The organism is Idiomarina piscisalsi (genome assembly GCF_003987095.1).
Taxonomy (GTDB): Bacteria; Pseudomonadota; Gammaproteobacteria; order Enterobacterales; family Alteromonadaceae; genus Idiomarina; species Idiomarina piscisalsi.
In genome coordinates this window covers 59,007-71,040 of record NZ_PIQA01000006.1, presented here as the reverse complement: position 1 = coordinate 71,040, position 12,034 = coordinate 59,007, and the positions used below count along the sequence as shown (strand labels likewise).

At 47.4% G+C, this 12,034-nt stretch carries 10 protein-coding genes; 2 read left to right on the top strand and 8 right to left on the bottom strand.

The genetic code is table 11. From position 1 onward, the window contains the following. Positions 1-4: 4 nt before the first annotated feature. The 8 genes from CWI73_RS08390 to metK form a co-directional block, all read right to left on the bottom strand. Positions 5-685, bottom strand: a complete 681-nt coding sequence (locus CWI73_RS08390; RefSeq protein WP_126752365.1) for a TIGR00153 family protein — start codon at positions 683-685, stop codon at positions 5-7. A 92-nt stretch (positions 686-777) separates the two neighbouring features. Then, positions 778-2,697, bottom strand: a complete 1,920-nt coding sequence (locus CWI73_RS08385; RefSeq protein WP_126752364.1) for a methyl-accepting chemotaxis protein — start codon at positions 2,695-2,697, stop codon at positions 778-780. A gap of 120 nt (positions 2,698-2,817) precedes the next feature. After that, positions 2,818-3,603, bottom strand: coding sequence for a DUF481 domain-containing protein (locus CWI73_RS08380; protein WP_126752363.1), 786 nt, complete (start codon positions 3,601-3,603; stop codon positions 2,818-2,820). Between the two features lie 10 nt (positions 3,604-3,613). After that, positions 3,614-4,678, bottom strand: a complete 1,065-nt coding sequence (gene fba, locus CWI73_RS08375; RefSeq protein WP_088767464.1) for a class II fructose-bisphosphate aldolase — start codon at positions 4,676-4,678, stop codon at positions 3,614-3,616. 32 nt (positions 4,679-4,710) lie between these two features. Continuing rightward, a complete protein-coding gene (locus tag CWI73_RS08370; protein WP_126752362.1) occupies positions 4,711-5,892 on the bottom strand; it encodes a phosphoglycerate kinase in 1,182 nt (393 codons plus the stop codon). 27 nt (positions 5,893-5,919) lie between these two features. After that, positions 5,920-6,939, bottom strand: a complete 1,020-nt coding sequence (gene epd / locus CWI73_RS08365) for an erythrose-4-phosphate dehydrogenase (protein WP_126752361.1) — start codon at positions 6,937-6,939, stop codon at positions 5,920-5,922. Then, positions 6,940-8,940 carry a transketolase gene (gene tkt / locus CWI73_RS08360; RefSeq protein WP_126752360.1) on the bottom strand — a complete coding sequence of 667 codons (2,001 nt, stop codon included), beginning with the start codon at positions 8,938-8,940 and terminating at the stop codon, positions 6,940-6,942. A 90-nt stretch (positions 8,941-9,030) separates the two neighbouring features. Further along, positions 9,031-10,176, bottom strand: a complete 1,146-nt coding sequence (gene metK / locus CWI73_RS08355; protein WP_126752359.1) for a methionine adenosyltransferase — start codon at positions 10,174-10,176, stop codon at positions 9,031-9,033. Positions 10,177-10,291: 115 nt separating this feature from the next. Between metK and CWI73_RS08350 the strand changes: the two genes are divergently transcribed. Together CWI73_RS08350 and gshB are read left to right on the top strand one after the other, a co-directional pair. After that, entirely contained in the window at positions 10,292-11,023 is a 732-nt protein-coding gene (locus CWI73_RS08350) for a 16S rRNA (uracil(1498)-N(3))-methyltransferase (protein ID WP_126752358.1), read from the top strand. A gap of 10 nt (positions 11,024-11,033) precedes the next feature. Further along, positions 11,034-11,978: a glutathione synthase gene (gene gshB / locus CWI73_RS08345; protein ID WP_126752357.1), complete on the top strand. Its 945-nt coding sequence runs from the start codon at positions 11,034-11,036 to the stop codon at positions 11,976-11,978. Positions 11,979-12,034 lie beyond the last annotated feature (56 nt).

Genomic DNA, 12,034 nt, shown 5'->3' with positions numbered 1-12,034 from the left:
CCGCTTAGACTCGCGCCAGCATCAATTCGAAACGTGCGCCAACTCGTTCTGACAAGTCAGCTAAGTCCCCCACCCAATCCAGAATTCGATACAAGAACATCGCGTCCAGTGGGTTCATATCTAACTCTATTTTGCGCAAGTCTTTGCGTAACTGGATTTGTAATTTATCGGTGTCCGCCTCAATGGCATCAAGTTCTGCAATGAAGTCATCTACAATGTCGCGTTCGCGACCTTTAAAACCGGTTTCCAAGAGATCATCAAATTCACCGATAGTCTCTCTGGCTTTGGCTGCGGCATCAATACAGCGGTTTAAGTAAGCATCGAAGTCTTTTACCAGAGGTTCAGGAATGGTCAATTCACGGCCAGTCATAAGGCCTGAAATGTCTTTGGCTTTATTAGCAATACGGTCTTGCTGAGAAACCAGCTCGAGTAAGTCAGTACGCTCAACTGGCATGAATAAGCCACTTGGAAGATTTAAGCGAATTTTGCGCTTGAGTTCGTCCGCTCTTTGCTCGTGAGTAACAATTTTGCTGCGAGCAGTTTCTGCCGACGTCCAATCCTTAGCGTATACCGCCTTAAAAAATTCTTTAAGCGCTTCTGCGCAGCGGTGCACTTCGTCCATGTGTTCGATCATTGGTTTTATCGGGGACTTTGCAAATACCCCAAGGAATGAGTTCATTGACATAACCGGTTCCAATTTTTTCAGCTGTCGTTAGCTGCGCGAATGGTAGCGAAAAGTTTCTGTAAATGGAACCATGGCGCTTGATTAATTACCCATTAACTGAACGCCTGTTCAATTTCACTTTGTTGTTTATCAACCTGTAGTTCGACATTTTGTAACAACTGATGGGCATGACTCATATTATCGATTAACGATCGAAGTTCCTCGGAAAACGCTGTAACCCTTGAGCTCTGCTGCTCTGCGAGCTGCAATGAGGTTTTAGCCTCGTCACTTGAAGCCTGTGCTTTCTTTGAAACTTCATCCGCAGTATCGACCAGGACATTAACGTACTCATGCTGATTTGAGCTCGTCTCTATAATATTCTGGTAGCTACTGTCGATAGCAGCGGATGCGTCAGTCAGCTTTCCTAATGTACTATCAATACTGGTCAGTGAGGACTGAGTTTTCTGGGCTAACTGCCTTACTTCGTCAGCGACAACCGCAAAACCACGCCCTTGTTCCCCGGCTCGAGCAGCTTCAATTGCAGCATTTAGCGCCAGTAAATTAGTTTGATCAGCGATACCCGAAATAACAGACAGTGCCGAACTCACCTGCTCTACAGAGCTGGCAAGTTCATTAACCGACGTTTTTGCAGATTTCATTGCCTGCTCATTCACGTTCGACGCATCACTCAGTTTTCTGATGTATTCTCGGCTTACTTGCATCGACTCTTGTGTACCTAGCGCATTTTGCTCAAGCGCTTCCGTACAGCTATTTAAAGAGGTCGTCAGTTCATTGAGTTGATTAATGCCCTCAATCGTTGATTCTGCCGATGTTTGCGTTTTATGTGATGATGAGACCAGCTCCTGCAACTCTTGTATTACCGTTTTAAGTGCGTCATTTACGACAGACATTTGACGAGACTTCTGCGCTTCACTGGACTTTGTTTGCTCAAGAATACCATTAAAGAACTTGGCGACTTCTCCGAATTCTGTTCTTTTATCCGCACCGGGTAAATAGGTGAGCTGTTGCTGCTCAAGGAGTTGCTGCATAGCGTTACGCAAACTTCGAAGAGGCGTCAAAACCATTTGTTTTAGCAACAAAAAGTTAATTAAAGCAAAGAGTAGTAAAGCGGCAACTAACGCCACAATGGTTATCTTTATTTGTAAAAGTTGTTCTTGCTGAACGTCGATAAGCTGCTTTTCAGCAGCTACTGCTATTGCCTGAATTTGCGCAATGTCGTTTGAGATACTTTTGAATGCCTGCTCTCGTTTGGCTATTAACTCTAAAGTGGACGATAACTCTCGTGGATAACGGGTAACCAGACTGGCCATCTCCGAGATTATTTTAGGGCCCAGCTCTTTCGCCTCACGTTGAACAAGCATCATTGACTGATCAGGCAGTTCTTCCTTCACACCCAATGCTGGTAACCCCTCCAACCTATTAATCTCTTGCTTGATCGAGTTAAGGACTTGCTGAAGAACATCCTGCTCAACTTCTCCATTAAACAAACGCTCCCGGGTATGAACAAGCTCATTTATTAATAGGATGAGGTCACTACCAACCTGAGCATACTTTTGGCTGGCGGAAGGACTGTTTGCGATTCCTTTTCGGGCGTAATCAAATAACCGGGAAAGTTCATTCGACAATGAACGCTCAGCATTAAAAAGCAAAGCAGTTTCCTGCCCAGAGAGCTTCCCAACTGATCGGTAATCTTTGCCTATTCTGGTATTTATAGACTGGAGCTGGTTAACAACATCGGATTTTTTATCAAAGCCTAAGTCAACCAATTTAGTTTCCGCCTGCTCTACCGCCTTTTGGGCGTCGGTCAGCAGTAAGGTATTTCCGGACTGCAGGTAGCCACTTAGATCAGTAACCACATTAACCATCAAGCTTTGCTTTACCGACGAATAAGCAGCTTGTTTTTCTTCAATAGTGTTGAGCTTATGACTCGACCAAATTAGAACTGTTAGAAAGACCAGGGACAACCCAAGTAAAATAAAAGAAGAAGCTCGACTGAATGTGGATACGCGCATAACTTCAAACCGCTTTGAGTAATGCGCTAAGTTTAAGACGCTTTTATGACAGCTTTATGAAAAAGGCCGCGCAGATTTACTCAACGCGGCCTTTTAGGAACAATTTAGTCTGAATAGACCTTAAAACGTATAAACCAGAGTAACAGCCGTTTCCGTATCCAGCTTTTCAATACTTTCATCAGATACGTTTGAGTTGTGCGTACCGCTGACAGAAAACTTCATTGCTAGTGAACTGTTAATGTTCGATGACAATGAGACTTCCGCTTTACTCTTAGTGTTGTCTTCACCCAGTTCAGATGACAACAATGCATTGAACTTTGAGTTCTCGGAAATTTTCCAATCAACACTGCCCGCTAAACGAAGAATCATTTGCCCTTCAGATTCAGCAGGCGGCTCTCCTTCTATTTGAATCGGTTTAGTTCGAGAGTAACCCGGACCAATTTCATAGTCGGCGTATAAGTCTTCGTCATAACGGTAACGGGCATCATAACCGGTTGCGACCGTCGCCTGATACTCATAACCGCTAAACTCATCTTCTTCATAGGAGCCAAACACAAAAAGCGATGAACGGCTATCTGGTGAAAACTTATAGTTGCTTTGTGCAGAGACAAACATACGGTCAGCAGTCTCTATTGACTCACCCGTTGACTGGTCTTCTTGCTCAGCCGTGTAGTAGTCAATAACGCCTTTGTGACGCCAGCTCTGGACGTCTCGCGATACGTTCAGCTTGCCTTTTAAGCTTTCAGTCTCGGTATTACCCGACGTGTAAAGCAGGCCAAACTCAGCACTTGCTTCCCACTCTTCAACCGTTTCGGTATCCATATCGTCAGCGTCATCAAACATGAAGGTTTGAGCATTGGCCGATACCGACAAAAATAAACTTGCAAATAATACTGATAAACGCACAACAACCCCTTTATTTTACAATTGCGTTTAGTTCACCGCTTTCGTAGCGCTGAAACATAGTTTCTAATGTTATAGGTTTTATTTTACTCGCCATTCCCGCGCAGCCGAAGGCTTCATAACGTGCTTTACAGATTTCTTCCATTGCTGTCGTTGCTGCTGCTAAGAATTTACGCGGATCGAAGTTTGATGGATTCTCTGCTAAGTGACGACGGATTGCTCCGGTTGATGCTAAACGCAAGTCAGTATCAATGTTGACTTTGCGAACACCGTTTTTAATGCCTTCCTGAATTTGCTCAACCGGAACGCCGTAAGTTTCAGGAATTTCGCCGCCAAATTCGTTAATAACTTTCAGCCATTCCTGAGGCACAGATGATGAACCATGCATCACCAAGTGTGTACCCGGAATACGACGATGGATCTCTTTAATGCGATCAATGGACAAAATATCGCCTGTTGGTGGGCGCGTAAATTTGTAGGCACCGTGAGACGTACCACAAGCAATTGCCAAAGCGTCTACATTAGTTGCTTTAACAAACTCAGCGGCTTCTTCCGGGTCTGTCAGTAACTGATCGTGTGACAATTTACCTTCAGCGCCAACGCCGTCTTCTTCACCCGCTTCACCTGTCTCCAACGAGCCCAGGCAGCCGAGTTCACCTTCAACAGAAACACCACAAGCGTGTGCCATTTCCACGGTTTGCTTAGTGACTCGAACGTTATAGTCATAATCAGCAGGAGTCTTACCGTCTTCCAGCAACGAACCATCCATCATGACTGAACTAAAGCCTAATTGGATTGAGCGCTGGCAGACCGCAGGTGACGTACCGTGATCCTGATGAACAACCACAGGAATATGTGGCCACTCTTCAACGGCAGCTTGAATTAAGTGACGCAGGAAAGGAGCACCCGCGTACTTGCGTGCGCCTGCTGAAGCCTGAACAATAACCGGGCTGTCAGTTGCGTCGGCCGCCTGCATAATGGCACGCATTTGCTCTAGGTTATTTACGTTAAACGCCGGTACACCATAGTCGTGCTCGGCGGCGTGATCCAATAACTGTCGTAATGACACCAGGGCCATAAAAATACTCCTTTAAATTATAAAACTTGGGTTCAGGCGTCGTTTGCGCGCTCTTCTAAAACGGCCACTGCGGGTAAAGTCTTGCCTTCCAGAAACTCCAGAAATGCTCCGCCACCTGTTGAAATATAGCTTATCTTATCAGCGATACCATATTGATCAATGGCTGCAAGGGTATCTCCCCCGCCCGCAATGGAAAAAGCATCGCTATTGGCAATGGCATCTGCAATAGCTTTTGTGCCATTTCCGAACTGCTCAAATTCAAATACGCCAACCGGGCCATTCCAAACAATAGTGCCAGCGTTAGTTAGCATAGAAGCAAGCTGCTCTGCTGTTTTTGGGCCAATATCGAAAATCATGTCATCGTCAGCCACAGCATCTACCGCTTTGGTTTCAGCCTTAGCTTCCGCACTAAATTCTTTGCCTGTCACTACATCCACCGGCAACGGAATATCACCACCTTTCGCTTTCGCCTGTTCAACTAACCGGTTGGCTTCGTCTGTGAGGTCGGCTTCATACAGCGACTTACCGACGTTATGACCGGCAGCAGCTACAAAAGTATTCGCAATACCACCGCCAACAATAAGCTGGTCAACAACACCACTTAATGACTCCAGTACCGTTAATTTCGTCGATACTTTAGAGCCGCCAACAATAGCCACTAATGGGCGTTTCGGGTTTTCTAGTGCTTTGCCAAGCGCGTCTAACTCGGCTGCCAGCAAAGGGCCTGCGCAAGCGACTGGCGCATATTTGGCGACGCCATGTGTCGATGCCTGAGCGCGATGAGCCGTGCCAAATGCATCCATAACATAGACATCACATAAGGCAGCTAGCTTCTTCGCCAGCTCGTCATCGTTTTTCTTCTCACCCACGTTGAAACGTACATTTTCAAAAATAACCAGCTCGCCCGCTTCAATCTCAACGCCATCAAGATAGTCTTTGCATAAACGAACCGGGCAGTCGAGCGCGTTTGCCAAGTAGTCTACAACCGGCTGCATTGAAAACTGCGCGTCGTATTCGCCCTCGGTCGGTCTGCCTAGGTGGGACATAACCATAACCTTCGCGCCACCGTCCAACGCAGCTTTAATGCTTGGAATAGCCGCTTTCAGGCGAGCATCTGATGCGACTTTGCCGTCTTTAACCGGCACATTCAGGTCTTCGCGAATCAGTACACGCTTATTTGATAAATCCAAATCGGTCATTGCAATGACAGACATGTAAAACCTCTCTTCTTTAAATTCAGATTAAATCTGTTCGGCCATTTTGCGAGTCGTATCCAGTAACCGATTCGCAAAGCCCCATTCGTTATCGCACCAGCATAAAAGCTTTACCAACCGCTTATGGCTAACGCGAGTTTGCGTACCATCCACAATTGACGAATGAGGGTCGTGGTTAAAGTCGATAGAAACCAGTGGCTCTTCGGTGTAATCCAGAATGCCTTGCAACGCACCAGCGCTATGCTCTTTAAGCACTTTATTGACCATTTCCAGCGTCGCGTCACTATTTAGCGTAACGCTTAAGTCCATTGCGGTCACATTGGTAGTTGGCACGCGCACAGCAATAGCTTCAAAGCGCCCTTCTAAGTGCGGCAATATACGTTCAATGCCGCGCGCTAATTTTGTATCGACCGGAATAATGGATCGCCCTGCAGCACGGGTACGACGTAAGTCTGGATGGTAAGCGTCTATAACTTGCTGGTCGTGCATTGCCGAGTGAATCGTAGTGATAGCACCTGAGTCTATACCAAAAGCGTCATCCAGCACTTTAATAACCGGAACAATACAGTTCGTGGTACAAGAGCCGTTGGAAATTACTTTATGTTCAGGTGAAAGCTCGTTTTCATTCACGCCGTAAATAGCGGTGAAGTCGACGTCAGGTTTACCCGGATGCGAGAACAGTACCCGCTTAACACCATGCTTTAAGTAACGTTGACCGTCTTCCTGACTTCCGTAAACCCCCGTACAGTCAACAACAAAGTCAAGGTTGTGAGATGACCAGTCGATACCGTCAATGTCGGTTTCATGAGTCAACACAATGTCATCACCGGCAACGTTCAACTTATCGCCGGACTGTGTCACTTTGAAACCAAAGCGACCATGGCTGGAATCATACTTCAGCAAATGGGCTATCGCTTCCGACGCCGCAGGCTCGTTAATCAAAGTGACCTGAATACTATCTCGGTAATTATTTTCGTACAGTGCACGCAAAAAGCTTCGGCCAATACGACCGAAGCCATTAATTGCGATACGAACGGCTTTGCTCATTTACGCGTCCAATAAACGTTTGGCAGCGGTCACAGCGTTTTCGGCGGTAATGCCAAAGTGCTTGTATAAATCACCGGCAGGTGCCGACTCGCCGAAAGTTGTCATACCTACAACTTCGCCGTTTAAGCCAACATACTTCAGCCAAAAGTCTGCAATACCTGCTTCAATCGCAACCCGGCGTGTTACGTTTGCCGGTAAGACCGACTCTTTGTATTCAGTGCTTTGAATATCAAATACATTGGTCGATGGCATAGAAACAACGCGCGCCTTACGTCCTTCTTTAGAGAGTTGCTCATAGGCTTCAACGGCCAAATCCACTTCCGAGCCAGTCGCAATGAAAATAATTTCAGGCTGACCTTCACAGTCTTTCAGGATGTAACCACCACGAGCAATACTTGCTACTTGCTCTTCGTCACGCTCTTGCTGCTGCATTCCCTGACGACTAAACACCAATGCCGACGGTGTTTTACTGCTTTGTATTGCCGCCCCCCAGGCTACTGCGGTTTCCACAGGGTCGCATGGGCGCCAGCATTGCAGGTTCGGTGTTTGACGTAAGTTTGCTAACTGTTCAACCGGTTGGTGTGTGGGGCCATCTTCACCCAGTCCAATAGAGTCGTGGGTGTATACAAAGATACTCGGCTGTTTCATTAACGCCGCCATACGAACCGCATTACGGGCATATTCCATAAACATCAGGAAGGTCGCGCCATAAGCTTTGAAGCCGCCGTGCAGTGTCACACCGTTCATAATGGCTGACATACCAAACTCGCGCACGCCGTAGTAAACATAGTTGCCACTAGCGTCGTCTGCGGTAACGCCCTTGGCACCGTCCCATAACGTCAGGTTAGAGCCGGCTAAGTCAGCTGAACCGCCTAACAGTTCCGGCAATTTTGGACCCAACTCATTTAATACGTTCAGCGACGCTTTACGCGTTGCAATGGCTTCCGGAGCGTTCTGTAGTTTTTGTGCGTAATCAAAAACGGTTGTCGAGAAGTTTTCCGGCAGCTCGCCATTCAGGCGGCGTTTCAGCTCTTGTGCAAGTTCCGGGTGCTCTTGTTCATAAGCCACCCAGCGCTTGTTCCATGATGATTCAACTGCAGCACCTTTGTCTTTTGCTGACCACTGCTGATACACATCAGCAGGAATTTCAAAGGCATCGTGCGACCAGTTCAACTGCTTGCGAGTAGCTGCAATTTCATCGTCACCCAGAGGTGCGCCATGACAGCTTTCAGAGCCTTGCTTATTCGGCGAGCCAAAACCAATAACGGTTTTACAAATAATCAGTGTTGGCTTCTCAGTTTCTGAGCGTGCTTCTTCAATAGCTTGTGTAATTGCTTGTGCGTCATGACCGTCAATCGCTTCAATAACCTGCCAGCCATAAGACTCAAAACGCTTAGCGGTATTGTCGGTAAACCAGCCTTCAACTTCACCATCAATTGAAATACCGTTATCGTCGTAAAACGCGATCAGCTTGCCAAGACCCAGAGTGCCTGCCAGCGAGCAAACCTCGTGAGAAATACCTTCCATCAAGCAGCCGTCACCCAGGAATGTGTATGTGTGATGGTCGATAATATTGTGGTTTTCGCGATTAAATTGTGCCGCAAGTACTTTCTCTGCCAACGCCATACCAACAGCATTAGCAATACCCTGACCCAAAGGGCCGGTCGTCGTTTCAATACCAGGGGTATAACCATACTCGGGGTGGCCAGGGGTTTTAGAATCCAGCTGACGGAATTGTTTTAAATCATCAATGCTTAAGTCGTAACCCGTCAAATGCAGCAATGAGTATATCAACATAGAGCCATGACCGTTCGACAGCACAAAGCGGTCGCGATCAGCCCAGTCCGGGTTATTCGGGTTATGCTTTAGGTAGTCACGCCACAGCACTTCTGCGATATCTGCCATGCCCATTGGCGCGCCGGGGTGTCCCGACTTGGCTTTTTGAACTGCGTCCATGCTGAGTGCACGGATGGCATTGGCGAGATATTGACGATCTGACATGAAAAACCCCCTGAGGATGAAGAGCAACTTGCGATGCGCGTATTCTCCACATTTCAGGGGGTACAAGCAAATTTATTGGTTAATTTCTGGCTAAATATCGGCCTGTAAATCGGCAGCCTTGTCCGTTTGCTCCCACGGCAAGCCATCACGACCAAAGTGCCCGTATGCCGCTGTTTGCTTATAAATAGGACGCTCTAAGTCGAGCATTTTAATTAAGCCATAAGGACGTAAATCAAAATGACGGCGCACCAGTGCAATTAATTGCTCCTCTGAGTGCTTAGACGTACCGAAGGTATCAATGCTAATAGAGGTCGGTTCAGCAACACCAATAGCGTAAGAAATTTGCAGTTCGCAACGCTCCGCTAAACCGGCGGCGACTAAGTTCTTAGCAACATAGCGAGCTGCATAAGCCGCGCTACGATCCACTTTAGATGGGTCTTTACCTGAGAAAGCACCACCACCGTGACGTGCCATACCGCCATAGGTGTCGACAATGATCTTACGACCCGTCAAACCACAGTCACCCATAGGTCCGCCAACGACGAAACGCCCGGTTGGGTTAATATGGAATTGCGTGTCTTTGGAAATCCACTGCTCCGGCAATACCGGTTTAACAATTTCTTCCATCACCGCTTCACGCAAAGTTTCCTGAGTAATGTCTTCTCTGTGTTGCGTTGACAGAACCACGGTATCAATGGCGACGGGCTTGCCGTTCTCATAAACAAAAGTCAGCTGGCTTTTGGCGTCAGGACGTAACCAGTCCAGCGTGCCGTTATTACGTACTTCCGACTGACGTTGCATCACTCGATGCGCATAAGTAATTGGTGCAGGCATTAGAACGGAGGTTTCGTTCGAGGCATAGCCAAACATCAGCCCCTGGTCACCTGCGCCCTGTTCTTCAGGGTGAGCACGGTCGACGCCCTGATTAATATCGCCACTTTGCTTGCCTATGGCGTTTAAAACCGCACATGACGCACCGTCAAACCCCATATCGGAATGTCGATAGCCAATGTCTTTGACGGTTTGACGTGCCAGGTCTTCAACATCAACCCAGGCTTTTGTTGAAATTTCACCGCCAACCAGCACCATGCCGGTTTTAACGTAAGTTTCACAAGCAACACGGGCTTTAGGATCTTTTGCTAAAATAGCGTCTAAAACCGCATCAGATATCTGGTCGGCAATTTTGTCCGGATGCCCTTCGGACACTGACTCTGAGGTAAACAGGTGACGTGACATATGCCCACTATTCCTTTATTTTGATGAAATCACTCAATACTGGTTGCATAATGTAACCGATCACTCTGTTTTTTTCTACTTCTGGACGTCTAAAAGTCCGAATAAGGCGAATAGCATGCGAGTACCGCGGATCTATCACCCTGATCCCATCGACCTAAACGTTGAAGCCGAACTGAGTGCTGACGGTTTTCAACACTTGATCAAAGTGCTGCGTTTAAACGTAAACGATAGCATTGTCCTGTTCAATGGGGACGGCAAAAACTACCCGGCAACCATCACTCATGTTGCAAAAAAGTCTGCGTCCTTTAAGGCAACCGCAGCCGAAGCGAACGATATTGAATCTCCAGTTCATGTGCACTTAGGGCAAGTTATTTCGCGTGGCGACCGTATGGACTTCGTGTTGCAAAAATCAGTGGAACTGGGGGTCAGCGAAATTACACCGTTGTTTAGCGAGCGCTGCGGCGTAAAGCTCAGCGGTGACAGGCTCGAAAAAAAGCAGCAACAATGGCAGAAAATAGTGCGCTCGGCGTGTGAGCAGTGCGGCCGCAGTGTGGTACCCGACGTTAAGCCAGCACAAGCTTTGGAAGACTTTATCAACAATAGCTTTGACGGCTTACGGCTGACACTCGATCCAACTGCAGAACAGCCGCTGTCATCTTATACTCAAGCTGACAAAGGTATTCAGTTACTGATTGGTCCCGAAGGCGGTTTTACCGATGACGAAGTCAGCAACGCAGCAAGCCAGGGCTTTAAACCCATGAAGTTAGGCCCAAGAATATTAAGAACAGAAACCGCAGCGCTCTCTGCTTTAACCGCTGTGCAGTATCAGTTTGGCGATTTACGCTAGAGGAGTTTAAATGAAAAAGTTAGCAATGGTGATGGACCCTATCGCCGACGTAAAGACCGAGAAAGATACCAGCTTCCGCTTATTACTCGAGGCACAAGCGCGCGGTTATCAATGCTTCTACCTGGAGCTGGGCGACTTAGTTATCGACAACGGCAACCCGATGGCGTTCGCACAGGAAGTCACTGTCCGCGACCAAAAAACTGACTTTTATGACCTTGGTGACAGTGAATACCGGCCGTTGGAAAGCTTCGATGTTATTATGATGCGCAAAGACCCGCCGTTTGACAGCGAGTTCCTTTATGCCACGCACATATTAGAGCTTGCCGAACATCGTGGCAGCCTGGTAGTGAATAAACCGCAAAGCCTTCGTGACTGTAATGAAAAGCTGTTCACCTCGTGGTTTGCGGACGCTATTGCTGACACCGTGGTCAGTGCCCGTGCAGACGTTATAAAAGCATTCCACAAAAAGCACGGCGATGTCATTTTGAAGCCGTTGGATGGCATGGGCGGCGCTTCAATTTTTAAAGTCACCGAAGACGGTAACAACCTGGGCGTCATTATTGAAACCCTCACCGAAAAAGGCCAGCGCTACGCCATGGCTCAGAAATATCTGCCGGAAATTAAAGACGGTGATAAGCGCATTCTGATTATTAATGGTGAGCCGGTTCCTTACTCACTAGCCCGCATTCCCAGTGCCGGCGAAACTCGCGGTAATTTAGCGGCAGGCGGCAGCGGTCGCGCACAACCGCTTTCCGGCAGTGACTGGGCGCTAGCACGTAAAGTTGGACCTGAACTGAAAAAAAGAGGCCTTATTTTGGTTGGTCTGGATGTCATTGGCGACCGTATAACAGAAATAAACGTAACCAGCCCAACCTGCATGCGGGAAATTGAAAACGCTTACGATATCAATATTGCCGAATTGGTGTTTGAAGCTGCCGAGTCGAAATTAAATTGAATTTCCTCTTTGCGCCCCCATATCGGAAGTAGAGATTATCGTTAAGGAGTCGGTGA